This is a genomic window from Stenotrophomonas sp. 80084_Sma (assembly GCF_056481995.1).
Genome location: NZ_CM151177.1, coordinates 3,764,575 through 3,789,237, shown reverse-complemented (window position 1 = coordinate 3,789,237; position 24,663 = coordinate 3,764,575). Strand labels below are relative to the sequence as shown.

Here is a 24,663-nt window from a genome sequence, read left to right as displayed (position 1 = left end):
ATCACGCAATGGCGTGCAGGCCGTGGATGGGTAGGGTTAGTGTCGGCCGCTGGCCGGCAGATGCAGGGTGCCTGACAGCGTCGGATTGCCGGCCAGCGGCCGGCACTACGCGGGACGGCCTCAGCCCCCACCCAGCGCGTGCACGATCTCCACCACGTCGCCTTCGGCCAGGACATGCTCGCCATGGCGGCTGCGGCTGACGATCTCGCCGTTGACCTCCACCGCCACCCGGCGCTGCAGCAGCTGCTCGGCCTCAAGCAGGTCGTGGAGGGTCGCCGAGGCGGGCAGGGTGCGGGGTTCGCCGTTGAGCTGGATGTTCATCCCTGCATTGTCGCTGATAGCCCGTCGGGATCGGAACGTTTGTAATTTGAACCGGGCGCCAGCTCCGGCACAGCAGGTTTCGGCGTGGTCAGGCGACAATCCATGCGGCGGCGCAGCGTGAGCAAACGGCGGCGCGGTGAAACCATTGACCGTGCGCCGGCGTACGTGCGCCGGATTCCAACTTGTTTACCCCACAGGAGTTCCTAGATGCAGCTCAGCAAACACCCGATCCGCTCCCTCATGGCGGCTGCGATCGCACTGGCCGCGCTGCCGGCCATGGCAGGCGAAAATCCGTACTCCAAGGCGGTGTTCTTCGGTGACAGCCTCACCGACGCCGGCTACTTCCGCCCGCTGCTGCCCGAGGCCACGCAGGGGCTCTCCGGCCAGTTCACCACCAACCCGGGCTGGGTGTGGTCGCAGCAGGTCGCCAATTACTACGGCCTCAACAAGGACCCCAACGGCAACGGCCAGAACGGCGACAACTACGCTGTCGGCGGCGCCCGCGTGTCGGTCGAAGGCAGCGGTGCCCTCGGCGCGATCCCGTCTCTGAAGTCGCAGGCGGCCCGCTACCTGGCGGCAAACGGTGGCAAGGCTGACCGCAACGCCCTGTATACCGTCTGGGGTGGCGCAAACGACCTGTTTGCCGCCGCCGGCGCTGCCGGTGCGGGTGCGCCGCCGGCCCAGGTGCAGGGCATCATCGGTGCGGCGGTTACCGACCAGATCGCGCTGGTCGGTGCCCTGAAGCAGGCCGGTGCCCAGTACGTGCTGGTGCCGAACCTGCCGGACGTGGGCATCACCCCGCAGTTCCGCGGCCCGAACGCGGCGGCTGCCACCGCCATGTCGGTCGGCTACAACAAGGCGCTGTATGGCGGCCTGAAGCAGGCGGGCATCGAGTTCATTCCGCTCGATACCTTCAGCATCCTGCGTGAAGTGACCGCCAACCCGGGCATGTACGGCTTCACCAACGTCACCGGCACCGCCTGCAAGATCAACCCGGCCAACACCACGGGCAGCATCATCGGCTGCAACCCGACCACCTACGTCAGCCCCGATGCGTACCAGACCTATCTGTTCGCCGATGGCGTGCATCCCACCGTTACCGGTCACCAGCTGCTGGGCCAGTACGCCGTCTCGGTGCTGGAGGCTCCGCGCCTGCAGCAGGTGCTGAGCCACTCGGCACAGACCGTCGGCCGTTCGCGTGCCGACCAGGTCAGCAACCACCTGGGCGCCCGTCCGGCCGATGGCCTGTCGTGGTGGGGTGGCGTGCGCGGTGACCTGCAGCGCTATGACCACGCCGACCTGTACGACGGCGTGGCGCCGGCCGGCCTGTTCGGTGTCGACTGGGCACGCAACGGCGTGGTGGTCGGCGGCTTCGCCGGCTTCGGTCGCATGAGTGCCGACTTCGGCAACAGCCGTGGCGACTTCACCCAGAAGGACACCACCGCCGGCCTGTTCGCTGCCTGGTATGGCGACCGCGTCTGGGTCAACGGCCAGGTCAGCTACACCTGGTTGTCGTATGACGTGAACCGCAAGGTCCAGCTGGGCCCGGCCACCCGCGAACACGGTGGCTCGCCGGACGGCAGCAACCTGACCGCTGCACTGAATGCCGGTTACGAGTTCGGCACCGAAGGCGGCTTCCGCCACGGCCCGATCGCTGCGGTGATCTGGCAGAAGGTGAAGATCGATGGTTACAGCGAAAGCGCTGCTGCGGGCACGCTGGCCACCGCGCTGGGCTACGACCGCCAGAACGTCGACTCGACCGTCGGCCGCGTCGGCTGGCAGGCCCGCTTCGATGGCGGCACCGTCAAGCCGTACGTGCAGGTGACCTACGACCACGAGTTCGAGGACACCAAGCAGGCCAGCGCGTGGCTGCAGACCCTGCCGGAACTGGGCAGCTACCGCGTGCCGGGCCTGGACTTCGACAAGAACTACGCCACCGCTGTTCTGGGTGCGCGCATGGACCTGTTCGGCCTGCAGGGCAACGTTGGCCTGAGCACCACGGCCGCGCAGAAGCGTGCCCGTGACGCGACGATCTTCGCCACCGTGGGTGGCAGCTTCTGATGAATGCAACATCCCGGGCACCGCAAGGTGCCTGGGATGCCTGCACGGCAGCGCCGGGCCATGCCCGGCGGGTGCGGCGGCCACCATTGCGGCGGCCACCATTGCGCAACACCGGCCGCTCCGCATAGACTTTCACCCGCAATGCGGGCGTAGCTCAATGGTAGAGCTGTAGCTTCCCAAGCTACTGACGTGGGTTCGATTCCCATCGCCCGCTCCATGTCTCCCAAGGGTTTGCGGCATATGTAAGCGCTCCGCAATATCTTGGCCGCTCCGCAATTCGCGCGGGCGAGGGCGTCATCGATGAGACGCCTTGGACTTCACCACATCTACTCCAGGCAGTCCAAGCGTCTCCAGCATGACAGAAATTGAAGTGGTCAGGCTTTGATTCTTGGGGCCGACTATGACGCTGCGGATGGGGTTCTCGCCATCCGGTCCAATGAAGTCTAAGTCGATGTATGCCACTGGCGATCCTTGTTTCATGAAGAATTTGATCGGCTGCGGAGCGTACTCCTCGCCGAATGCTGTTCCCTGGAAATCGATCAATTTTCGGCCGTTTGCCGATTCTTCATATCGGGCCAAGTGGACCAGACGCACCTCGCTCTCCTCGGCGAAAGCGGGGTTTTTGTAGGAGCTCAGATCCATTGCCAGCCGGAACGCAAGCTCGAACAGCTTTATATCGTTCTCTGGTTCTTTCTGCATCACCAAGTGAGCGACTTTGACGTACTGAGCGATCTCGAAGACCTGTTGCTCTTCGCTGTAGCTGACCGCGAGAGGATTTGCAGGTAGCCCAAGAATCCGCCTTGCATCAAAGCCAATAGAGAAGCCGAGGCCATCGCTTGCGTATGCTCTCCATTGGCTGAGCGTGTCGCCATTGGTGGAAAAGCAGGAGGCAAGTGGAAGGGCGGCAAATCCTGAGCCACTTATGACGGCGTCCACTCGATCTAGAAATTCCTGTCCTAAGCTGTCTGCGAGCTGAGTAGCGGCTTCCTGCCACATGCTGTAACCCCAATGCATCTCGAGATAGTCGTTCATCGAGAATATGTCGCAAAAACGAATATTCTTGCCACTGCAGATCGCCAAGAATGTTTCCGGCGAACAATAGTGGTAGAGAAGTTCGTCGGTCCTCGGGCGGTACTCCCTCGGTAGCGTCTTTGCTCATTCCGTTCAGTAGATGTGGCGGCCGCATTCTGTAAAAACGCCGGCGATTCTGCAATGTGTCAGGCGCCGGGTACAGCCGTAATCTAAGGGGCTATCGAGTCGGGGTTGCCTTCGATCCTCTCTTTTCCCGCAGGTAGACCTCGGTTGTAATGACCGACGAATGCCCCAACTGCGCCTGCGCTTCGCGAATGTCCTTTGCCGAATCGGCCTTGTCCGTACCAGCCTTGGCGCGGAGGTCTCGGAACTGGAATTCCCTCTTTGCAATACCGGCCGCCTCTCTGGCCTTGTCGAACCTGTAGCGGAGCGCTGCCCGGGCGATACGTCACGCGTGACTTCCAGGCCAAAAGCCCCGAGGTAGCGGTCACCGGTCCGAACAACAACTTCGGACTCAGCGTTATTCTGACCAATCTCGGCGGCAACAACTGGCGGGTGTCAGCCTACACGGGCTCGTCGCTTGTTTTCGGTACGGTGTGGGTATACGACTCGGTTGTGACTGGAACGCCGGGCAAGACCGGAATCGAGATCTACCGAGAGCACACCGGCGAGCTGGCATTCGCCTCCTGGGCGAAGCCCCTACGCATCATGGGCGTAACGACTGCCCCGTTCGGGGCGGCAGAGGGCGCCTATATGCAGGTGCCGGCCGGTCGGCGCTACGCGGTTATCTCGTCTCGTTCGTGCCAGTGGATTGAGCGTGGTGTGGACACCCGCCTGACCGGGCCGCAGGGGGATGGGACGGGTGAAGCGGGTTCGGGGCGCTTCTACTATGCCGGCGCTGCCGCTTTGATCCCCCAGTCCGACAATGCGATGCAGTTCAGCGCATCTGGCCATTTCGCGCTGATCGACGTGACCGGCCACTAAGCTGCGGCGTCACGGCGAATGAACGGCGGGGCGTGTCAGATCGCGCCATGTGCTATTCCGCCCAGATCACCGCCGCCTATGAGAAGCTGGGACGCCAAGAGCGACAGGCAAGAAAATGCCCCCTTGAACCAAGGGGGCAAAACTGCTGTCGGTGGGAGCTATGGATCAGCCGAATCCGCAGTCCACCATCGTGTCGTCGAAGGTCTCGCATCTGCGGATGCCGTTAGCCTCAGTACATGCAGTCCCGGTACGGGGCCTGACAGAACAATCAGGCCCACCAAACCCACCACCCGGCCCGCCGTCCTCCATGCCACCACCACCACCACCGCCGCCACTCGGCGGTTTCTGAGTTCCCGGCAGAGGCTGGACGCAGGGAATTCCACTGAGGCAAGTAACAGCGGCTTCTTCGACCGACCCATCACCCCAAGTCACCTTGATCCTGCTGCCGACAGGCAAAGAAGCAATGCCATGCGTGACTCGGTACATGCCCGCCAAACCGGCAAGGCCGGCGATTCGTAGCTCCGCCATTTCGTAGGCCGACATGTTTTGCGCTGCCACAACTTGGTTGTACGGATACGAGCTGGCATTGATCGATACTGTTGCAGCGATGGCGGCAAACGCCAAGAAAACCAGCCCGGCGGTGCTCCACTTCATCTTTCTGGAAATTCGATTCACGAAGTTGTCCTTTTTAAGATGGCTTCTTCCCAACTGCTCTCTCTACTTCTACTATCGCTCTGTCCAGCGATTCTTGCTGTCCAGCAGGAACCACATTGTTCCTAATGGCGTCTTCAAAATCTCCTGCTCCACATATGCCTGTATTGATGCAGAGCGAATCCAATCGATAGGATCCGGAGCCGCAATCTGCGCCCAATCGGCATGCCACTATGCCCCAGGCGTAATTGGCATATGGTCCTGTTGTGGCGCGCTTGAACTCTGCGAAATCTCCAGAATCTGGAGCGAGCGCAAGAAGATCACCGAGGGAGAAGATGGCTTCCGGGTCACCCGAGTGGATCACGTCGCGCGCTAGCGATAGATAGTCATCTGCTTTTAGCGCTGCCCAGTTCTTGGACGCCACCGCAACCTTGGAGTACGCGTCACCTTGGTTCGCAGCTCGCTCGAACCAGTTGGTGTATGCATCTTGCGGTATTACTTGGCCACCATCTACTGCGGAACAAATGGTCGAGAAGCGCTTCTTGATTCCGTCGTAGGTGCTTTGAGGGACGCCACGAACAGCCGCATATGCATCCAAGGTCGAATACATATTCGCTGGAGATAGACTGAATACCGAGCACTGTTGGTACAGCTTTGCCAGTTCTCGTTGCGCCACCATATCGCCGACTTCTGCACGTGAGCGCAGGGTGTTGAAATGTGCCGCCACCGATTGAGAGTCGGCATTGCTCCAAAGCTGCGAGTCAAGTGCACCGGGTGTACTTTCTCTCGCTACTGGCGAGATCGGTAGGTGCTGTGGGCCAAGGGGCTCTGCATTTGAGCTGTTGGACACTGTGTCATTTCGGACAGCGGTGATCCCATACCAAGCCGTTATTCCGGCGATTGCGGCTATAGAAAGCCACGCTACGATTCTTCCTTGAGACATCGCCTTCCCCAGCTGTGCCTGATTTCAAAGATGCTATCACGGGATACCTAGGCGAAATCAGCAGCTGGCTAAGAGCCGAATAGCGCCGCGCCGGCTCAGGGTCGACTAAGACTCGACTCGGGGCGATTAATCCTGTCGGGACGGCCCTGATGACGCCTGCCTGCTGTGTCTCAGTGGGTGCGATAGGATCGCGGCACGATCCATCCTCATCTCCAGCACTGGCGGTCGCATGAGAATCCCTGTTATTAGCGCCTCGCGTTCAACGTCCTTGATTGCTGAGGACGTAATGGCTCATGGGATTGTCGTCGTTGACACTGTCAGGTCGCATGCCAAGCGGCTAGCCCAGGAGTTGCGGGAAGAGCTCGGGATCGAGCCTGTTGATGACGAGCAGGAGGATGCAAAGTTCCTGCTACACCTATCCTGTGATGTGGAACCGGTGGACGAATACGGATGGGTGGACTACTAGGTTCACAGCGACACCTCCCCGGTGGATGCCATGGACGCAAAAGAGTTCGTTTGCAAGGCGGTCCGTCAATGGGCGGCGGCGGGGAGGCCTGATTACTTCGTGGCCCAGCTGCCCTCCCGTCGGTAGCATTGGGGCACGGCCGGAAGTAGGCTTGCCGACGCAATGTGTTGGTACGCAGCGCCTGAAATAGCTGGTATTGGTGTTGGTACGGAAGGCACTAATCCCATTAGACCTCCTTTAAGAACAATAGGTTGCTGTGACTTTTCGCATCATCGAAGTGCATGCTCCATTGCCTTGAGGTAACCGCGGTGCATTTCGAGGCCGGCCTCGCATGCTTGTAGGCGGTCCAGGATTTCATTGATCTCGGCGCTCATTGTGGTCTCGACAGGTGGGGCGGGGGCGGCGATAGATCGCGGATGCCTAGACGAGCCCGCTATAAGCATCCTCAACGTTCTGCTGCGCCCTGACCAGCTCCTTGTTGCGGTTGATACCCTCGCAGAAGACGCGCTAACCGGGGCCCATTCGTCCGGCGCAAAGGTGCTCTTGATCCCGCAGCACAACTTGGTGTTGGCGGCACGCGGGTCCACTCAGTTCTTTCTTCGCATCTACGAACTCGCCATCCAAGCGAGCTTCCGGGCAGATTTCACAATGGAGCAGCTGACGAAAGAGCTAGGGCTTGTGATCGACAAGCTGTGGCCGAGTTATGAGCGCGCTGCCATAGATGCGGGCCTCCCGAAGCAGAGCTTGGGTACGGAGCTTGTGCTTGGCGATTGGTCGCCGAAGGGTGGACGGATGCTGGCGACGGCCTACGCCAAGAACGACAGCGCGATTGTCGCGGTCGTGCAGCAGCTCGATGGGGGGCCTCGCTTCGCCAGGTGAACCTCTAAGAGGCCGTCCAGACAGTTTTGCGTAGGAGGACGTCTTGGCTGCGGCAAGGCTTCAGGCGAACTACCTCAACGAGCAGATGGGCGGCAGGTCGCCGGCGGCCGTCTGCTGATTGAGCTCCTCCAGCAGGGGCAAGCGGTCGTGAAGGATCTCGTGGTTCTCTGACACGGGACTTATGGGGTCCATGCCATGCCAAAGGTCGCAGCGGCAGACGCCGCTGCGCCAAGGGCCTTACTGCAGGACCAATGCTTCGCGTACGGGCTGCGTCCAGGTGTCGGTGACCCAGCATTGCCCTTCATGGCAGAAGGTCTGAGTGCACTGGGCGACGCCGCCGCCGATCGGGACACAAGACGTGTGGAACGATGCGGCATTGGCAGTGGGAGTGACACCTACAGCACTGGCTGCTCCGGCAGCCGCAACGATCAAACCAAGCAAGACACTTTGGATCTTCATGATCACTCCATTGTCAAGTTGATAAATGCCCGGTGGGCAGCAGGAAAGTCTCAACGGGCTTGGGTGCTCGCAATAGGAAAACCGCTCGCTGGCATGTAGGGATTTACCTATGGAGCGGCGTATAGGGGAGTGGCAGGGGGAATCTGAGCGGTTAAGGCCGATCATTGAACGAATCGCAGCGATTGAGGCGTCCAGCCGTATGCTCTCCGCCATGCTTCCCTCGCACGGCTACCAAGGCTTCCGCGCAGCACCGCCACCCTCTGGCTGGGTCCAGATGGGGGAGAGCTGGGTGCTGTGGTGGAGTGGACGACAGATTGCCCAGGTCATGCCGGCCAAGGACCGTGACGTGCGTGTTCACCTCGATGCCCGGAAGATGTGGCAGACCAAGGACGAGCGCGCCGCCAGCATCGCCCAAGGCAAGCGTTACGCCGAACGCTGGTGCGCGGCCAGGCTCTACCCGGAGATGCGCCTGCGCGCGGCTGAGGCCCGGCTTTGGGACGCCAAGCCGAGCGAACCGCTCGAACCGCTGCCCGGCTTACCGCCTACCCGAGAGCAGCAGCAACAGGTCCGGCGTCTGGCCGAGGCCGGGCTGTGGAATTGGCGCGAATCAAGGAAGCGCTGGAACCGCGCCGACCGCCGAAGGAGACCAAGCCCCGCCTGAAGGACACCCGCAAGGAGTGGGTGAGGGCAGGGCTGCAGCAGCTACGGCGCGTTTGATGGCTCAGGGGTAGCATTCTGCGAGGATGTTGGGCAACGCGAAGGGAGGGGGATACCGTGGCGGATGATGCGAAAGCGAGATATGCCGATGTAGTCGTCATGGCCCTGCTCGCCAGCGGCGCGGACCGCGGCTTTAGGTCGCTGGATGTCTTTGTTACATGGTTCGTGACTGGTACAGCGGCTGCCCTGGGCTTGGCGGCTGCCAACCTAGACCGATTGCAGGGATTGGTCACATTGCCTGGCACCAAGGCGGCGCTTCCATTGCTCCTGGCGGTGTTGGGATTCGTGCTCGCCTCGAAGTTCCTCGGAGGGTTGATCTGCACCTATGCGGGCGCGATTGAGTCGTCAATGACTACCTTGGATCGGCTGGTGAAGCTGGATCAATTGCCAGATCCACTTGCCTTCGATGCGGCACTAGCTAGGGCCACCCCATGGCCAGTGCGGGCCTGGCAATGGTTGGGATGCCGGCTCGGCGTCAATAATAGGGGGCGGCAGGTAATGTGGCTCATGGTGGTAAGTGGGTTTTGCGCGAGCGCTGCGGCGATCCTGACGGTCCTATTCTGGATGGTATTGCTCGGTTACCTCCCACGCATTCTGTAGCCAAAAGCGCTCCGCAATTGCTGAAACAAGGCGCAAAATCCTGCGAAAATCGATGCGGATGGTTTGCCGATTGCGGAGCGGAAATCCGTATCATGCTTTTGATTTGAAAGGATTTCTTTGTGATCTTCTCGAGCTACTGACGTGGGTTCGATTCCCATCGCCCGCTCCATGTCTCCAGGGTATTCACCCCAGGCAGACGCGGCGCAATCGTTGAACCACACCCCAGTCCAGCGTGTGGCAACGGCGCCGGAACCTCATTCTTCAATGCGTCGGGCTGTGGCTCTTCCGAACCACAGCCCGGGTGGCTTATGCGCCCGCTTGCGCAGCCGCGTCCTTGGCCGCGGCAGTGACGGAACTCCCGAAACCGGTATAGGTCGATCCGTTGCAGTGCAGGTATGCGCGGAAGACGACGCCATTCAACTCGGCGTTGTCAAAATAGCAGTGCGTACCGGTCTTGGATGATTTCTTCACAAGCCGCATTGCCATTGCGTTTGAATCGTCGACGCTGGAGCCAAGACCGGCAACGCTCCAGGACTGGCCCGGGCGGTTGCAGGTGTAGGGATACTTAAAGCCATGCGCCGACCCATAGTAGTAGTCGACATTGCACCAGGCCTGCGTCGCCGCCAGGTTGATGGCCAGCTCAAGCACGTTCTGTCCCGCAGTGGTGGTCGTCATGCCGTAGGCGGAAAGCGGAGAGGAACTGCATTCCGCTTTGATGCCAACACCCGGTGCCGGGATGCTGACATAGGGATCGCGTGCGAAGACACTGCAGACGGGTCCTTCCTCGGCGACGGCAAGGAAGCCATTGGCGTTGGCCGTCGCAGCATCGATATTGCTGCCAACGCCAGCGACCGTTCCATTCGTGCCGCAGCGCCGGATCACCACCCCTCCGCCGTTCGGCAGCATGTCCATGCCGGGGTCGCAGATGCCAGGCCCGATCGAAGCCCCCGCGGCTCTGGTGTAGTCACCTTCCGCGTTTGCGGCCATCGGGGCCTGGGTGGAAAGCAGTGCCAGCATCAGCGGAAAAGAAATCGCAGCCATTCAAAACCTCGAATCCATGAGTGAGTCGTGACGCTAGCAGAGGCGCCATTCTGGAAAACTGGAATTCGACCAATCCGCCACTGCTGCAAGCCAGTGATCCGATTCAGAATGCCCACGCCCATGGAAATGTGCGGTAGTTCGCGCTGCGTCTCTGGCTGCGCGGCTGCCGCGGCGGGCTCCTGCAACCTCCGCTGTCTGCCGGGCCCGCCGGGTCGCAGGGTTCAGTTGGTGCTGGGCTTGGGGATGCTAAAAGATCGTTAACCCTTGCCTCCCATCGTCCGCTGCCCGGAGCGCGAATGATCGCCGCACTTTTGCCCCTCAGGCGTTGCTTTGATTTTTCAGGACGATCCAACCGGAAGGAGTTCTGGTCGTACTCCCTGTCTGCTGCCCTTGTGGTGGCAGTGGGCTACACCTTGATGGACGGCGGATACTGGCTGACGGGCACCGTGCTGCTCGACGGGGAGGCCTTCGAGCCATTCCGGACGCTGGGGTGGGTCATGACGGTCTGCGCGGTCATCGTCCTCCTTCCGCCCATGCTGGCCCTGGCCGTTCGACGACTGCACGACATCGACGAGTCTGGCTGGTACGTCGTGATCGCCTTCATCCCGTTGGGCGTATTCGTCCTCTTCCCGGTCATGCTCCTGCCGGGCAACGAGGAAGAGAATCGATTCGGCGGTGTTTCCGGCCTGCCGGGCGCCTGACTCAACGCCGGGCGAAGTCCACCAGGTCGGAAGGGTAGTGCGGGCAGGTGCGCAGCGTGGCGTCGTCACCGCCATACAGCACCACCAGTGCAGCCACTTCAAATGCCCAGTAGCCCCACGCGTTCGGTCCGGTCAGGCGTCGGGTCCGCTTCTGGGCTTTGGGCGACAGCAGGAAGAAGTCGCGGTACTGCACCTGCAGGTAGCCGGACAGCAGTGAAGGGTCGAACGCTTCACCGTCGCGCAATGGCGCGAACAGCTCGGCGAACGGGCGCGGATGGAATATCGCATCGCTGGCTTCGGCAAGGCCGAGTGCCGGCGCGCTGAGGTAGTCCAGCACGCGGTCGGTTTCGAAGCAGAGCACCTTCTCCACCAGCGCCGGCAGGCGTTCCTGCGCATCCAGCAGCACGCCCAGTGACAACAGCTGCAGTGCGTACTCGTAGTGCTGCGTTGTACGTGATTGCAACGACGCAGCCAGCGCGATGTCGTGGCCTTGTTGTTGCAGGCTGTCCCGGGCAAGGGCCAGCAAACGCGCATGCTCGAGCCAGAGATCTGCTACGTCGGCATGCATCTGCTGCAACGCCGCGGGGGCGAAGCCGCGGTCGATGCCTTTCAGCAGCAGGTTGCTGCCGGTCTGTGCAACCGTCTCCCAGCCGTAGGCATGCTCCAGGGCTGCATGTCCCTGCAGCGTTTCCTCCGCAGATTCACCGCCATTGCGCGCATGGCGTGCAAGCAAGGCCATGCCTGCGTTCCAGTCCGCCTGCCAATCCGGCAGGCGAAGCGTGCGGCGCGGCAGGCCCGGGGCCTTGGCCAGTGCTCTCCATCGCGGCAGCATGTCCTGCAGCAGATTCCGGTGATTCACGGCAGTCATCGGTTCCATCATCAGCGAGAGTCTAGCGGCATTGCCGGCTCGAACCCCATTGCCTGGCAGAGCGTTGAGGGTTTGAATGGTGCACAGTCGCCGCCGCCCAGCCTGCATGACCGTTGATCGAATCGCCCTCCGCCGCTTCACCCAGTGGCTGCCGTTCCTGATATGGGTAGCGATCTGCGTGGTGTGGTGGTCGCCTTGGGGTGTGGTCGTTGGCCTGGTCGCATGTCTTGCCCTGGGCGGCGTGCTGCAGCACTTCGATCTGGTCGGCGATGCTGTAGGGGGCGCACTGCTGCGCTCGCGGGCGAAGCTGCCCTTCGCCCCCCGGCCGCCCACGCATGATGTGCTGTTGGATTGGGGCGAGCTGGGCATGGGCGGGCCGGCCTACGGCACCCTGATGCTGCGCGATGGCGCCATTGTCGAGGGCGTATCCACCGCAGGCAGCCACGATGCCAGCGGCGAGTGGCTGGCGCTGGCGGGCAGCGCGCTGCGTGTGGCCAGTGGCTACAGTGATCGCAGCGAAGCGGTGATCGTCTACGACGAAGCGGACAAGAGGGTGATGCACCTGCTGGCGATTGTTCCCAGCCTGTTCTGGCAGGAACTGCACGAGCGCCGGCAGCTTGGCGGGGATGCCGAAGCCGCGATGTGGTTGCGGGATATTCCCAGTCGATCGACCACGCTGCGCCCCTGCCGGGGTTTATGGCTGGAACAGGAGCATCCGGCGCTGGCCGCCGGAGTGCCGCAGGTGTTGCGGCATGTCCTGCCTGATGCCCGGGTGCTGCAGGCCATCCCGCTGCTTCCCGACGACCTGCGCCTGACTGCGCATCCGACCTTGTTCGCGCGCATCTGCCCGTACGCGCTCTGTCTTGATGGCACGCCCAGTGACCGTCATGCCTGCGATCTGGAGACGGTCATTGCCAGCCCGTCCGGTCGATGCGTGGTGGTGGCGGGAAGCGTGCTTGATGGGGATCTGCGTCCCATCGAGGGCGTATGGCTCGTCCACTGGCAGGGGCGTTGGCAGGCCATTGGCCGCCGTGCGATGGGCGGCACTGGCAAGACCCGGAGTGGGGCCTGGATCGATGTCATCGCGGTCGGCGATGACGGAACGCTTCGCTGCGAAGCCTATGAGGAACACTGGACGTTCGAGGCGATCACACGCATCCCCACGCCACATACGGCATTGGCGCTGCCTGTGGAATGGCGGGAAACCGCATTGGCCGTGCGTGTCCGCGATGGGGGCTTCTCGCTGCGCCTGCCCCGCGCGGATCAGCGGCCCTCAGTCACAGGTTAGACTGCGTCGAATCAAACAGGGAGGTTCCGGCATGCGTCGTCGATGCAGGCCGGGAAAGCGCTGGAAAAGCTGAAGAAATGGGCTGCGGGCAGTACCGGGTGCGGATGACCGGACTTCCGTATGGCTCATGCGCCTGCCGCCTGCACCTGTTGCGCATACTCCTCGGTAAACAGCCCTGACAATGCCCGGCGCTGCTCTGCATCGATGGCGCGCGAGGCGTTGGTTGTGTAGTCGAAATGCACCATCACGCAGCGCCCGCTGGCCACCAGGGCCTCGAACTGGAACGCCTGCTGCACGATCGACAGCGAGGAGCGGCCGATGTTCTCGATGCGGGTCTCGATGCGCACTTCGTGTCCCGGCTGTATCTGCTGCAGGAAGTCGATCTCGTAGCGGCGCAGGATCATCGTCAGGTCGCGCATGCTGGCCTCGCGGCTGAAATGGCGGAAGATCTCCTGGCGACCTTCCTCGAACCAGACGGGCAGGGCGGTGTTGGTGACGTGGCCGAGTACATCCACTTCGGAGAAACGCGGAAGGATCGTCAACGGCATGAAGTCTCCGGGGTGTAGTGGGTGGGGTCTCCGGCGACGGTGCTGCCATCGCCGGAGACAGTGCGGCGACTACCGGCTGTCAGTCTGAGTAGAAGCCGTTGCCGAGGGTGCCGGGCAGGCCGGGTTCCGGCCACGGCATCAGTGACGTGCAGGCGTCATACAGCGTGCAGAAGTCCTGCCGCAGTTGTGCAGGCACCCAGCTGCCATAGGAAACGTCGGTCGAGTCGCCCTGGCAGGCGTAGGAAACATCGATCCAGCGGGTATTGGCGTGTGAGGCAACGCCCTGGTGCTGTGTCTTGCCCGTGCAGTAGCGCAGGCCCTGGCCGATCAGGGTGTTGTTGGCATCGAAGTAGAGTCGGGAGACTGCGTGGGTTGGCGCAGCCTGTACGTGTGCGGCGCTCCCCATCAGGCCAAACAGCAACAACAGCGGAATTCCCATTCGCATCTGTGGTTCTCCTTGGGTTGTGTAAGCCGGCCGTGTCCTGTCCTGTAGCCGGCAACAGCCATCTTCGCACAGCCCCGGCAGGCACGCAGATGCGGCGGCCTGCAGGGCATCATCCGCCCGCCACACGCCCGCGCTATGCTGCGCGCCTGCCGTCCGATCCTGCCGCGATGAAGCTCGCCATCCTGTCCCGCAACAGCTCCCTGTACTCCACCCGCCGGCTGGTCGAGGCGGCCCGCGCGCGCGGCCACACCGTTCGCATCCTCGACCCGCTGCGCTGCTACATGCGCATCGCCGCCGATGGTTTTTCGATGCACTACAAGGGCCGGCCGATGACCGGCGTGGACATGGTCATCCCGCGCATCGGCGCCTCGATCACCCGCTATGGCACCGCCGTGCTGCGCCAGTTCGAGCTGATGGGCGCGCGCACTCCCAACCCGTCCGATGCGATCCTGCGTTCGCGCGACAAGCTGCGCGCGCACCAGTTGCTGGCAGCCAAGGGCATCGACATGCCGGTCACCGTGTTCGGCGACAACCCCGATGACACCGTCGACCTGCTGTCGATGCTCGGTCCGCCGCCGCACGTGGTGAAGCTCAACGAGGGCACCCAGGGACGGGGCGTGATCCTCACCGAGAAGGCCAGCGCTTCGCGTGGCATCGTCGAGGCCCTGCGGGGCCTGTACGCCAACTTCCTGATGCAGGAGTTCATCGGGGAAGCCAAGGGCGCCGACCTGCGCTGCTTCGTGGTCGGTGACCAGGTGGTGGCGTCGATGCAGCGCCAGGCGCCGGAAGGTGACTTCCGCTCCAACCTGCATGCCGGCGGCACCGCGGTGGCGGCCAAGGCCAGCCGCGCCGAACAGCAGGTGGCGGTGCGTTCGGCCAAGGCGCTGGGCCTGTCGGTCTGTGGCGTGGACCTGATCCGCTCCGCGCGTGGCCCGCTGGTGCTGGAGGTCAACTCCACGCCAGGGCTGGAGGGCATCGAAGCCGCCTGCGGGGTGGATGTGGCCACGCGCATCATCGAGCACGTCGAGAAGATCAAAAAGCCATGATTAATCAATGGCTTGACATTCTCATGGGCAAATGAGGCCAGCTTTAACGCGCCTTTAATCGGCGCCGGCGTAGGCTTCAGCGAACCGCAGCTCTGCCTCTCAGCAGGATCGGTATCGGGATACGACTTCAGACCCAGGCGGGGCACCGCCTGGGTCTTTTTTATGCCGCCGGAAGTCCCTTGTGGAGGCGGCGTGACGGCCGTAGAGTGGCGCCCATCGTTCCTGGATGGATCCGGAGGCTGGCGATGTACCGCATCACGATGATCGCGTTGTTGCTGGGGCTGTCTGGTGCTGTCTTCGCCAAGCCGGAGAAGACCGCCATACAGATGGATGGGCAGGCCCCGGTGGCCGAGCAGGTCCGGCGGGTTGAGAAGGCCCTCGATGACGGCGAGTACAGCGAGATTTCCGCCGATGACCGCGCCCAGGTGCAGCAGGCACTGGCGCGCATCACCCAACGCATGGGCGACCACCGCACGCTTCAGGAGCTCCCGCCGCAGGTCCAGGCGGAGGTGTTCAACGACCAGGAGCGGATCAATACCGTTCTTGTCCGCGCCCACGAGGACAGCCGCCAGATCTGCCAGCACACCCGCACCACCGGCAGCAACATGCCTAAAAGCCGCTGCCTGACCGTGGCCGAGCGCCGCCGGATCGAGGAAAAGGGCAAGGCCCTGCTCAACGACCAGCGCACCTTCAACAACTTCAACCCTGCCACCAACCACTAGGCCGTCCGATGCCCCTGCGCATGGCACTTGCTGGCGTGAAGGTGGTGCGAATACAGTCAACACTCAACTCAAACAAGGATTCGTTTGTCATGAAGTCCCTCCTGATGTCGGCGGTCCTGATCTCGGGCCTGACCCTGGCCACCGCCGCCTCTGCATCGAACCAGTCCGGTGAGGTCTTTGTCCCCGGCAAGCCGCTGCAGCAGCAGATCGAGCGCATCGAAATCGAACTCAACGATGGCGAGACCTACAGCGAACTGAAGCAGACCGACCGCAGCCGCGTACGCGAGGCGCTGGTGCGCATGCGTACGGCCGTCGAGCAGCATCCTGACCGCGATTCCATGCCTGAACAGGTACGAACCGATGTCTTCAACGACCAGCAGATCGTGAACACGGTTTTGACACAGGCACGTGAAGATAGTCGTCTAATATGCCAACGTGAAAAGGCCACGGGTTCGAACCGGTCCACGACGCAGTGCACTACCGTTGCCGAGCGCGCCCGGCGGAAGGACAAGGCACAGCGTGATATGGGCCAGGCCCAGCGCATCGGCAAATTCGTAAATTAGAGGTGACAGTGAGAATCCTGGTAATCGAAGACAACAGCGACATTGCGGCCAACCTGGGCGACTACCTGGAGGACCGGGGCCACACCGTGGACTTCGCGGCTGACGGGGTTACCGGTCTGCACCTGGCCGTGGTGCACGAGTTCGACGCGATCGTGCTGGATCTCAATCTGCCAGGCATGGACGGCATCGAGGTCTGCCGCAAGTTGCGCAATGAAGCGCGCAAGCAGACCCCGGTACTGATGCTCACCGCCCGCGATTCGCTGGACAACAAGCTGGCCGGCTTCGATTCCGGCGCGGACGACTACCTGATCAAGCCGTTCGCGCTGCAGGAAGTGGAAGTGCGTCTGAACGCCCTGTCGCGACGCGGCAAGGGCGTGCAGACCCGCGTGCTGGAAACCGGCGATCTGGAATACAACCTGGATACGCTGGAAGTGCGCCGCCAGGGCAAGCTGCTGCAGCTCAACCCGACCGCACTGAAGATCCTGCAGGCGCTGATGGAAGCGGCCCCGGCCGTGGTGACCCGCCAGGAGCTGGAAACCCGTGTGTGGGGTGAAGAACTGCCCGATTCGGATTCCCTGCGCGTGCACATCCATGGCCTGCGCGCGGTGGTCGACAAGCCGTTTGAAGTGCCGCTGATCCAGACCCGCCATGGCATCGGATACCGCATCGCCACCCCGGAAGCCTGATTCGGTGGCAACCAAGGGGGAGCGCCGGCGCACGCCTTATCGGCGGCGCCTGCGCAGCCGCATCATCGTTTCGTTCGTGTTGTTGGGCTTCTGCCTGACGACACTGTTCGCGTTCGCCACCAACTGGGCCCGCCTGCGCGTGGAAAACCAGCTGGTGGAAGAGCTGATGAACCGCAATATCGACGAGTATGCGCGCCGCTATTACGAGCACCCCGGGCATAACCCGGACGCACCGGTACTGCAGATCAAGGCCTATGCCTATTCGAAGGACAAGTTCGACCGGGTGCGCGAAGAGCGCGCGCAGTGGGCGGGCTTCTCCGATGGCATCCACAGCGTCAGCGGCGATGAGCACGGCGAGCCGTACTCCTACAAGCTGGCCGTACGCAAGACGCCCGACGCCTGGTTCTTCCTCGCCTATGACATGACCGACAGCGTGCGCGGCGGCAAGCAGCTCAACCGCGCGCTGGTGCTGTCGGTGCTGGTGTTCAGCGTGCTGTCGCTGGTGCTGGGCTGGTGGTCGGCCTCGAAGGTGATGAAGCCGGTGTCGGATCTGGCCGCGCGGCTGCGTGCCTATCGCGGCGGCACCAGTGATCCCGAGCCGTTGGCGCCACGCTTCCCCGACGACGAAGTGGGGCAGCTGGCCCAGGCGCTGGACGACTATTCCTCGCGGCTGACCGAAGTGGTGCAGCGCGACCGTGAATTCAATGCAGACGTCAGCCATGAGCTGCGCACGCCGCTGGCAGTGATCCGTGGCGCCACCGAGCTGCTGCTGACCCGGCCCGGCCTGGACGAGAAGGTGCTGCAGCGCCTGCAGCGCATCCAGCGCGCCGAACAGCAGTGCAGCGATCTGATCGGCGCGCTGCTGCTGCTGTCGCGCAACGAGCGCGGGCAGGGCACCAGCAACGTCGCCCGCGTGGCCGAGCAGCTGCTGGACGCACACCGTGCGCAGCTGGGTGGCAAGCCGCTGGAGCTGCTGCTGGAAGGTGAGCGCAATCTGGTGATCGACGCGCCCGAGGCGGCGTTGTCGGTGGCACTGGGCAACCTGATCGGCAACGCCGTGAAGTACTCGCAGGACGGCGAGGTGCGCGTGTTCGTCGGCACCAACTCGGTGTCGGTAACCGACAGTGGCCCGGGCCTGAGCGAGGAAGACGCGGCCAAGCTGTTCCAGCGTGGCTACCGCGGCACGCATGCTGGCCACTCGCAGGGCGGCGGCATCGGCCTGTCGATCGTCAGTCGCCTGTGCGACCTGTACGGCTGGCAGGTAAGCGTGCGCCCCGGCGGCCAGCGTGGCGTGATTGCCACCCTGACGTTCTCGCCGAAGCCGTTGTAAGCGGTAGGTGCCGACCTTGCATCGCGCCCTGTGTCGCTTGTGCCACCACCGTGATCGCTGCCGCGCCCCGCGCATGTAGATCCACGCCATGCGTGGATACGCTTCTGTAGTGCCGGCCGCTGGCCGGCAACCAGGCCTCAACCCCCGGCCAACCCCAGATACCGCGCATGCAGCTGTTCCACCTGCACCTGCAGGTCCTCCGGCTGCCCATCATTGACCACCACGTCATCGGCCAGCGCCAACCGCTGTGCGCGGCTGGCCTGCGCAGCAATCATCCGGTCGGCCAGCGCGGCATCAATGCCATCGCGCTGCATCAGCCGCGCATGCTGCACGGCTTCGGGCGCATCCACCAGCAACACCCGGTCCAGCCATGGGTAGGCCTTCCGCCCGCCCACCTCGGTCAGCAGCGGAATGGCCGCAATCGCATAGGCGCTGGTGGCCTGCTCGCACTGCTGCTGCATCAGCAGGCGGATAGCCGGGTGGGTGATCGCTTCCAGCGCCGTCCGCTCGGCCGGGTCGGCAAACACGTGGGCGCGCAGGCGCCCCCGGTCCAGGCTGCCATCGGCCAGCAGCATGTCGGCGCCGAAACGCTCGGCGATACGGGCCAGCGCCGGGCTGCCGGCAGCCACCACGGCCCGTGCGGCCAGATCGGCGTCGGCCACCACGATCCCCAGCGCCTCAAAGCGCCGGGTCACCTCGCTCTTGCCGGAGGCGATGCCTCCGGTCAGGCCAACCACATAGCGGCTCATGGGGACTCCCCTCAGCGCAGCCCGCTCATCACCAGGTACTGCTCCACCAGTGGCGCACCCCACATGAAGTACAGCCAGCCGGCGATGGCCAGGTACGGCCCGAACGGGATGGGCGTGGCGCGGTCACGGCCGCGGCTGTACAGCCAGATCGAGCCGATGATGGCGCCCAGCACCGACGACAGCAGGATGATCGGCAGGATGCCCTTCAGCCCGCACCAGGCGCCCAGCGCCGCCAGCAGCTTGAAGTCGCCGTGGCCCATGCCTTCCTTGCCGGTCAGCTGCTTGAACAGCCACCAGACCGTCCACAGCGACAGGTAACCCACCGCCGCACCCACCAGGGCGGGCTTGGCCGGCATGTACAGGTTGTCGATGCTGCCTATCAGCCCCAGCCACATCAGCGGCAGGGTCAGCTGGTCGGGCAGCAGCTGGGTGCGCAGGTCGATGCCGGACAGGGCGATCAGGAAGCAGGTCAGCACGATGGCGCCGAAGCCCTGCCAGCCGAAGCCGAACTGCCAGACGCAGGCCAGCACCAGTACCGAGGTCAGCGCCTCCACCAGCGGGTACTGCAGCGAGATCGGCGCCTTGCAGTGGCGGCACTTGCCCCCCTGGATGATCCAGCTGAACAGCGGGATGTTCTCGTACCAGCTCAGCTTGTGCTTGCAGTGCGGGCAGTGCGACGGCTCCACCACGATCCCCGGAGGCGGGGGCTCATAGAAGTCCGGTTCCTCCAGGACTTCGCGCGCATCGCGCTTCCACTGCCACTCCAGCCGCTTGGGCAGGCGCAGGATGACCACGTTCAGGAAACTGCCCAGCAGCAGTCCCAGGGCGGCCGCGGCGGGGTAGCCGAGGCCGGGGTGCTGGTCGAGAAATGCCATTGATACCTTTAGCCGACGACGGCGCCGAGTTTGAAGATGGGCAGGTACATGCCGATGACCATACCGCCGACAATGGTACCAATGAACACCATGATCATCGGTTCCAGCAGACTGCTCAAGGCATCCACGGCATTGTTCACTTCCTGCTCGTAGTATTCAGCCACCTTGAACAGCATGGCGTCCAGGGCGCCCGCCTCTTCGCCGATGCCGGTCATCTGGATGACCATGTGCGGGAACAGGTTCAGCTGCTTCATGGCCATGTTGACCGGGTAGCCCACCGAGACGTCGTCCCTCATTCGCAGTACGGCTTCCTCATAGACCTTGTTACCTGTGGCGCCAGCCACGATGCCCAGGGCCTCCACCAGCGGCACGCCAGCCTTGAATGTCACTGCCGTGGTGCGGGCGAAACGGGCGATCGAGCTGTTGTGCATGATCTGGCCGATCACCGGAACTTTGAGGATGGTACGGTCCAAGCCATGCTTCAGCTTTGGGGATCGCTTGTATGCCACGACAAACCCAATTACCGACCCGACGGTCAGGATTAACAACAGCCACCACCACGACAGCATCAGGCGGGAGGCAGCGACGATCATCTGAGTGAACGCCGGCAGCTCGGCACCAAATCCCTTGAAGACTTCTTCGAACTGGGGAACAACGAACATCAGCAGAATGGCAGATACTATGACTGCGACCGCCACAACCATCGCCGGATAGAACAAGGCTTTCTTTATCTTCCCCTTGAGGGCTTCGATGTTCTCTTTGTAAGTGGCAACCGTGTCGAGCACGGTCTCCAAGACACCTGCGCCTTCACCTGCTCTTACTAGGTTGCGGTAGAGTTCGTCAAATTGGACAGGGTGCTTGCTGATGGCCTCGTACAAAGAGGAGCCGCCTTCGATATCCGTGCGGATTGTGTCGACCATCTTTTTCATTCGCGGGTTCTTATGCCCGCTGCCGATGATCTCCAGTGCAGAAACGATCGGAACGCCCGACTTCATCATTGTCGCCATCTGACGACTGAAGAAGGATATGTCCTTTGCGCTGACGGCCTTGCCGGCACTGCCAAACAGAGGTTTGGGCTTTGGTTTTACTTGGCTTGGGTTGATTCCTTGACGCCGAAGCTCGGCACGTAGCAGGTTGGCATTCTTCGCCAGCTGCTCGCCCTTCATCTTGATACCCCGCTTGTCGGTCCCCTCCCAGACAAACGGCTGCAATTCCATGGCGCCTCGCGCCACAGACCCACTCTTGATCGCACTGCGACTGACAGACATGTTAGCTCCCCAAGGCCCGCCATCCCCAGGCGGGCACCATGGCTAGGGATGTTAGCGGGTTCGGAGCGATCAGGGGAGACTGCCAACGTGACGCAGCACAGGGTTCTTGGCACTCTGTGGCGGAAGGTGACGCAAAGCGTCACATTGTTGTGTCCATCGCAAAAACGACTGGGGGGGGGTTCCCATCCGCAGAATTGCTGCCATCATTGCTTCGGGGAAATCCAGGGGGAGGCATGCCGGGAGTTGGCATGCAACCTGCGTTGCTCCACCCGCGGGACCGTCGGCCTGCTCGGCCGGGCACTCGAATCTAATCACCACTTATCTTGGGGATGTATCACCATGAAGAACCAAAAGGGCTTCACCCTGATTGAATTGATGATCGTTGTTGCGATCATCGCCATTCTTGCCGCGATTGCTCTGCCGGCATACCAGGACTACACCGTCCGTGCCCGCGTTTCAGAGGCGGCCGTGTTGGCATCCGGTGCAAAGACTACTGTTGCCGAAAACATTGCAAACAATGGCGGCGCGGTTCCTGCTGACGCATGCGTCGGCGTGGATACTGCTATCCCAGCAAACAATCCCAACGTTGCCTCAATGACCTGCACGGCCGCTTCTGGTGCCATTGCGGTGACCATGACCGCAGACAAGGGCAAGAGCACTGTGCTGACCTACACCCCGACTGCGCAGGCCGGTGCAGTTGGTACCACCTGGAAGTGTGTTGGTAGCGGTAGTGCAGCGAAGTACTACCCGGCTGAGTGCCGCGCTGCCGCTGCTGGTGGTGGCGGTTCGGGTGGCGGTTCGGGTGGCGGTTCGGGTGGCTGATATCGGCCTTGATGCCAGAGCTTGACTAAAAAGATGGGGGGCAGCTGCCCCCCATTTTCATTTCTTGGCTCGCAATGTGGAAGATGGCCAACAGGGGAGCTCCTTGGCCGGGAAAGCACCTTCCTACTACCTGTTCGTTGACTGCGTGTTCGCCCAATTCTGAGCGACGCTCACAGTCGAGAGTGGGTGGGGGCAGTATTTTTCTGTTTCGTGCCATGGGGAGGCACAGGGTATGAATGTTCAACGCGGCTTTACCCTCATTGAGTTGATGATAGTCGTCGCAATTCTTGCAATCCTAGCGGCGATTGCATTGCCGGCCTATCAGAACTACACCGTTAAGGCACGGGTTTCCGAGGCCATTGTTCTCGCCTCGTATGCCAAAGTCACCGTCACCGAAAATGTAAACAACAAGAACGCGCTGGATTCATCTGCTTGTCTCGGTGTCGATGCGCTTGCTTCTGGGACAGAGAATGTCGCCTCGATGAGCTGCTCAGGCAATGGGGTGCTTACGGTTAGAACCACCGTGAAAGCAGGCGCGATTACCTTGCAGCTTGCACCATCCTACAATCCCAATGAAGTGGTCCGCTGGCGGTGTAGCACAGTCGACGGGGAGAGGAAGTACATCCCGCCGGAGTGTCGTTGAGACATGTCTAGTGTCATGGTCCGTTGGCACCTGTGGGATCTTGGTTAAATTGTTTGATCCATTCGTTCGAGTGCTTTCAACCAGCTAGACGCTCCGGTAACCTCCGCTGGGGAGTAGGAGTAAAAGCGATGAACACAGTTGCCACAGCCAACCTCGTCGGCATCACCGGCCTGGCCCGCCGCCTGGTCCAGGACGGCGCGCTGGACGAGGCTTCCGCCCGCGACGCCATGGCCAAGGCCACGGCCGCCCGTCAGCCACTGCCCACGTGGTTCGCGCAGAACAAGCTGGTCAGTGCCTCGCAGCTCGCCGCCGCCAACGCGGTCGAGTTCGGCATGCCGCTGTTCGACGTGTCCACGTTCGACGCCAGCCAGAACGCCATGAGCCTGGTCAGCGAGGAACTGCTGCGCAAACATAATGTGCTGCCGCTGTTCAAGCGCGGAGGCAAGCTGTTCGTGGGTACCAGCAATCCGACCCATGCGCTGGACGAGATCAAGTTCCACACCAATCTGGTGGTGGAACCGATCCTGGTCGATGAAGACCAGATCCGCCGCACGCTGGAGCAGTGGCACGCCAGCCACGACACCATCGGCGATGCGCTGGGCGGCGACGACGAGGGCATGGCCAACCTCGATGTCGGCCTGGGTGACGAAGATGGCGCGGGTACCGACTCCGGCATCGACGCCAAGGGCGACGACACCCCGGTGGTGAAGTTCGTCAACAAGGTGCTGGTCGATGCGATCCGCAAGGGTGCATCGGACATCCACTTCGAACCCTACGAAGACGACTACCGCGTGCGCCTGCGCATCGACGGCCTGCTGAAGATGGTGGCGCGCGCACCAGTGAAGTTGAACCAGCGCATCGCCGCGCGCCTGAAGGTGATGGCGCAGCTGGATATCGCCGAGAAGCGCGTGCCGCAGGACGGGCGCATCAAGCTGAATCTGTCCAAGACCAAGCAGATCGATTTCCGCGTCAGCACGCTGCCGACCCTGTTCGGTGAAAAGGTGGTGCTGCGTATCCTGGATGGCAGCGCGGCCAAGCTGGGCATCGACAAGCTGGGCTACGAGCCGGACCAGCAGAAGCTGTTCCACGACGCCATCCACAAGCCGTACGGCATGGTGCTGGTGACCGGCCCGACCGGCTCGGGCAAAACCGTGTCGCTGTATACCGCGCTGGGCATCCTCAACGATGAGACGCGCAACATCTCCACCGCCGAAGACCCGGTGGAAATCCGCTTGCCCGGCGTCAACCAGGTGCAGCAGAACAACAAGCGCGGCATGACCTTCGCTGCAGCGCTTCGCTCGTTCCTGCGACAGGATCCGGACATCATCATGGTCGGCGAAATCCGCGACCTGGAGACGGCCGAGATTGCGATCAAGGCGGCGCAGACCGGCCACATGGTGCTGTCCACGCTGCATACCAACGATGCGCCGCAGACCATCGCGCGTCTGATGAACATGGGCATCGCGCCATACAACATCACCAGCTCGGTGACGCTGGTGATCGCCCAGCGCCTGGCACGCCGGTTGTGCGGCAACTGCAAGCGACCGGCCAACCTGCCGGAGCACGCGCTGCTGGCCGAGGGCTTCACCCAGGCGCAGCTGGATGCGGGCATCCAGTTGTACGAGGCGGTGGGCTGCGATGAGTGCACCGAGGGCTACAAGGGCCGAACCGGTATCTACCAGGTGATGCCGATGACCGATGAGATCGCCACGATCGTGCTGGCCGGTGGCAACGCACTGCAGATTGCCGAGGCGGCGCAGCAGATCGGGGTGAATGACCTGCGGCAGTCGGCGTTGAAGAAGGCGGCAGCGGGTGTGACCAGCCTGGCCGAGATCAATCGCGTTACCAAGGATTGAGGTAGATCCACGCCATGCGTGGATGACGCGATGCATGAGGTTGCCGGCCAGCGGCCGGCACTACCACGTTGGTGGGTAGATCCACGCCATGCGTGGATG

At 62.6% G+C, this 24,663-nt stretch carries 26 protein-coding genes, 1 tRNA gene and 2 pseudogenes; 16 read left to right on the top strand and 13 right to left on the bottom strand.

Going from position 1 to position 24,663, the window contains the following annotated elements; translation table 11 throughout:
* Positions 1-120: 120 nt before the first annotated feature.
* Positions 121-321 (bottom strand): sulfur carrier protein ThiS, encoded by a 201-nt coding sequence (gene thiS, locus ACZK3W_RS17530; RefSeq protein WP_008265079.1) that lies wholly within the window; start codon positions 319-321, stop codon positions 121-123.
* 207 nt (positions 322-528) lie between these two features.
* Between thiS and ACZK3W_RS17525 the strand changes: the two genes are divergently transcribed.
* Both ACZK3W_RS17525 and ACZK3W_RS17520 read left to right on the top strand, forming a co-directional pair.
* The gene (locus tag ACZK3W_RS17525) at positions 529-2,382 is read left to right on the top strand and encodes an autotransporter domain-containing esterase (RefSeq protein WP_049401606.1); all 1,854 of its coding nucleotides are present in this window, start codon (positions 529-531) and stop codon (positions 2,380-2,382) included.
* A gap of 143 nt (positions 2,383-2,525) precedes the next feature.
* A tRNA-Gly gene (locus ACZK3W_RS17520) sits at positions 2,526-2,599 on the top strand.
* A 77-nt stretch (positions 2,600-2,676) separates the two neighbouring features.
* On the opposite strand, the gene ACZK3W_RS17515 is transcribed toward ACZK3W_RS17520, so the two are convergent.
* Together ACZK3W_RS17515 and ACZK3W_RS17510 are read right to left on the bottom strand one after the other, a co-directional pair.
* The gene (locus ACZK3W_RS17515) at positions 2,677-3,414 is read right to left on the bottom strand and encodes a DUF2971 domain-containing protein (protein ID WP_197616780.1); all 738 of its coding nucleotides are present in this window, start codon (positions 3,412-3,414) and stop codon (positions 2,677-2,679) included.
* A 217-nt stretch (positions 3,415-3,631) separates the two neighbouring features.
* Positions 3,632-3,847 (bottom strand): annotated as a pseudogene (locus ACZK3W_RS17510) (tyrosine-type recombinase/integrase); the annotation flags it as partial.
* Between ACZK3W_RS17510 and ACZK3W_RS17505 the strand changes: the two are divergent.
* Entirely contained in the window at positions 3,799-4,398 is a 600-nt protein-coding gene (locus tag ACZK3W_RS17505) for a hypothetical protein (protein ID WP_164080991.1), read from the top strand. The pseudogene ACZK3W_RS17510 and the gene ACZK3W_RS17505 overlap by 49 nt on opposite strands.
* A 165-nt stretch (positions 4,399-4,563) precedes the next feature.
* Here the strand turns inward: ACZK3W_RS17505 and ACZK3W_RS17500 are convergent, their stop codons facing one another.
* On the bottom strand, positions 4,564-5,073 hold the full coding sequence (locus tag ACZK3W_RS17500; protein ID WP_152906417.1) for a hypothetical protein: 510 nt from the start codon (positions 5,071-5,073) through the stop codon (positions 4,564-4,566).
* A gap of 13 nt (positions 5,074-5,086) precedes the next feature.
* Complete coding sequence (locus tag ACZK3W_RS17495) at positions 5,087-5,899, bottom strand: hypothetical protein (protein ID WP_197616782.1); 813 nt, start codon at positions 5,897-5,899, stop codon at positions 5,087-5,089.
* A 916-nt stretch (positions 5,900-6,815) separates the two neighbouring features.
* Between ACZK3W_RS17495 and ACZK3W_RS17490 the strand changes: the two genes are divergently transcribed.
* Positions 6,816-7,337: a hypothetical protein gene (locus ACZK3W_RS17490; protein ID WP_478450131.1), complete on the top strand. Its 522-nt coding sequence runs from the start codon at positions 6,816-6,818 to the stop codon at positions 7,335-7,337.
* Positions 7,338-7,574: 237 nt separating this feature from the next.
* On the opposite strand, the gene ACZK3W_RS17485 is transcribed toward ACZK3W_RS17490, so the two are convergent.
* Positions 7,575-7,796: a hypothetical protein gene (locus ACZK3W_RS17485; RefSeq protein WP_164080993.1), complete on the bottom strand. Its 222-nt coding sequence runs from the start codon at positions 7,794-7,796 to the stop codon at positions 7,575-7,577.
* 211 nt (positions 7,797-8,007) lie between these two features.
* Between ACZK3W_RS17485 and ACZK3W_RS17480 the strand changes: the two are divergent.
* Both ACZK3W_RS17480 and ACZK3W_RS17475 read left to right on the top strand, forming a co-directional pair.
* A pseudogene (locus tag ACZK3W_RS17480) lies at positions 8,008-8,513 on the top strand (hypothetical protein).
* A gap of 99 nt (positions 8,514-8,612) precedes the next feature.
* Entirely contained in the window at positions 8,613-9,113 is a 501-nt protein-coding gene (locus ACZK3W_RS17475; protein WP_197616784.1) for a hypothetical protein, read from the top strand.
* A gap of 306 nt (positions 9,114-9,419) precedes the next feature.
* On the opposite strand, the gene ACZK3W_RS17470 is transcribed toward ACZK3W_RS17475, so the two are convergent.
* The gene (locus ACZK3W_RS17470) at positions 9,420-10,154 is read right to left on the bottom strand and encodes a hypothetical protein (RefSeq protein ID WP_121504702.1); all 735 of its coding nucleotides are present in this window, start codon (positions 10,152-10,154) and stop codon (positions 9,420-9,422) included.
* A gap of 296 nt (positions 10,155-10,450) precedes the next feature.
* Between ACZK3W_RS17470 and ACZK3W_RS17465 the strand changes: the two genes are divergently transcribed.
* Positions 10,451-10,855, top strand: a complete 405-nt coding sequence (locus ACZK3W_RS17465; protein WP_189719949.1) for a DUF805 domain-containing protein — start codon at positions 10,451-10,453, stop codon at positions 10,853-10,855.
* Between the two features lies 1 nt (position 10,856).
* Here ACZK3W_RS17465 and ACZK3W_RS17460 read toward each other — a convergent pair whose 3' ends face one another.
* Entirely contained in the window at positions 10,857-11,723 is an 867-nt protein-coding gene (locus ACZK3W_RS17460; protein ID WP_478450130.1) for a PoNe immunity protein domain-containing protein, read from the bottom strand.
* Positions 11,724-11,829: 106 nt separating this feature from the next.
* Between ACZK3W_RS17460 and ACZK3W_RS17455 the strand changes: the two genes are divergently transcribed.
* Positions 11,830-13,011, top strand: a complete 1,182-nt coding sequence (locus ACZK3W_RS17455) for a hypothetical protein (protein ID WP_478450129.1) — start codon at positions 11,830-11,832, stop codon at positions 13,009-13,011.
* Between the two features lie 125 nt (positions 13,012-13,136).
* Here ACZK3W_RS17455 and ACZK3W_RS17450 read toward each other — a convergent pair whose 3' ends face one another.
* Positions 13,137-13,559 (bottom strand): acyl-CoA thioesterase, encoded by a 423-nt coding sequence (locus ACZK3W_RS17450; protein ID WP_197616788.1) that lies wholly within the window; start codon positions 13,557-13,559, stop codon positions 13,137-13,139.
* 79 nt (positions 13,560-13,638) lie between these two features.
* Positions 13,639-14,004: a hypothetical protein gene (locus ACZK3W_RS17445; RefSeq protein WP_223224661.1), complete on the bottom strand. Its 366-nt coding sequence runs from the start codon at positions 14,002-14,004 to the stop codon at positions 13,639-13,641.
* A gap of 167 nt (positions 14,005-14,171) precedes the next feature.
* On the opposite strand from ACZK3W_RS17445, the gene rimK reads away from it, so the two are divergent.
* From rimK to ACZK3W_RS17420, 5 genes are all read left to right on the top strand, one after another.
* Positions 14,172-15,050: a 30S ribosomal protein S6--L-glutamate ligase gene (gene rimK / locus ACZK3W_RS17440; protein WP_005418651.1), complete on the top strand. Its 879-nt coding sequence runs from the start codon at positions 14,172-14,174 to the stop codon at positions 15,048-15,050.
* Positions 15,051-15,295: 245 nt separating this feature from the next.
* Positions 15,296-15,772 (top strand): hypothetical protein, encoded by a 477-nt coding sequence (locus ACZK3W_RS17435; RefSeq protein ID WP_197616790.1) that lies wholly within the window; start codon positions 15,296-15,298, stop codon positions 15,770-15,772.
* Positions 15,773-15,861: 89 nt separating this feature from the next.
* On the top strand, positions 15,862-16,335 hold the full coding sequence (locus ACZK3W_RS17430; RefSeq protein ID WP_032128830.1) for a hypothetical protein: 474 nt from the start codon (positions 15,862-15,864) through the stop codon (positions 16,333-16,335).
* 8 nt (positions 16,336-16,343) lie between these two features.
* Positions 16,344-17,021, top strand: a complete 678-nt coding sequence (locus ACZK3W_RS17425; RefSeq protein WP_005410804.1) for a response regulator transcription factor — start codon at positions 16,344-16,346, stop codon at positions 17,019-17,021.
* Positions 16,984-18,351: a sensor histidine kinase gene (locus tag ACZK3W_RS17420; protein ID WP_032128829.1), complete on the top strand. Its 1,368-nt coding sequence runs from the start codon at positions 16,984-16,986 to the stop codon at positions 18,349-18,351. The genes ACZK3W_RS17425 and ACZK3W_RS17420 overlap by 38 nt, the downstream gene beginning before the upstream one ends.
* A gap of 137 nt (positions 18,352-18,488) precedes the next feature.
* Here ACZK3W_RS17420 and coaE read toward each other — a convergent pair whose 3' ends face one another.
* From coaE to ACZK3W_RS17405, 3 genes are read right to left on the bottom strand one after another with little or no spacing between them, the layout of a single operon-like run.
* Positions 18,489-19,100, bottom strand: a complete 612-nt coding sequence (gene coaE / locus ACZK3W_RS17415) for a dephospho-CoA kinase (RefSeq protein ID WP_043402827.1) — start codon at positions 19,098-19,100, stop codon at positions 18,489-18,491.
* A gap of 11 nt (positions 19,101-19,111) precedes the next feature.
* Positions 19,112-19,975 carry a prepilin peptidase gene (locus tag ACZK3W_RS17410; RefSeq protein WP_032128827.1) on the bottom strand — a complete coding sequence of 288 codons (864 nt, stop codon included), beginning with the start codon at positions 19,973-19,975 and terminating at the stop codon, positions 19,112-19,114.
* 8 nt (positions 19,976-19,983) lie between these two features.
* Entirely contained in the window at positions 19,984-21,243 is a 1,260-nt protein-coding gene (locus ACZK3W_RS17405) for a type II secretion system F family protein (RefSeq protein ID WP_049401613.1), read from the bottom strand.
* Positions 21,244-21,582: 339 nt separating this feature from the next.
* Between ACZK3W_RS17405 and ACZK3W_RS17400 the strand changes: the two genes are divergently transcribed.
* The 3 genes from ACZK3W_RS17400 (at position 21,583) to pilB (ending at position 24,564) form a co-directional block, all read left to right on the top strand.
* Complete coding sequence (locus ACZK3W_RS17400) at positions 21,583-22,065, top strand: pilin (RefSeq protein WP_049472467.1); 483 nt, start codon at positions 21,583-21,585, stop codon at positions 22,063-22,065.
* Between the two features lie 232 nt (positions 22,066-22,297).
* Positions 22,298-22,708 (top strand): pilin, encoded by a 411-nt coding sequence (locus ACZK3W_RS17395; protein ID WP_080355120.1) that lies wholly within the window; start codon positions 22,298-22,300, stop codon positions 22,706-22,708.
* Between the two features lie 128 nt (positions 22,709-22,836).
* Positions 22,837-24,564 (top strand): type IV-A pilus assembly ATPase PilB, encoded by a 1,728-nt coding sequence (gene pilB, locus ACZK3W_RS17390; protein WP_197616791.1) that lies wholly within the window; start codon positions 22,837-22,839, stop codon positions 24,562-24,564.
* Positions 24,565-24,663 lie beyond the last annotated feature (99 nt).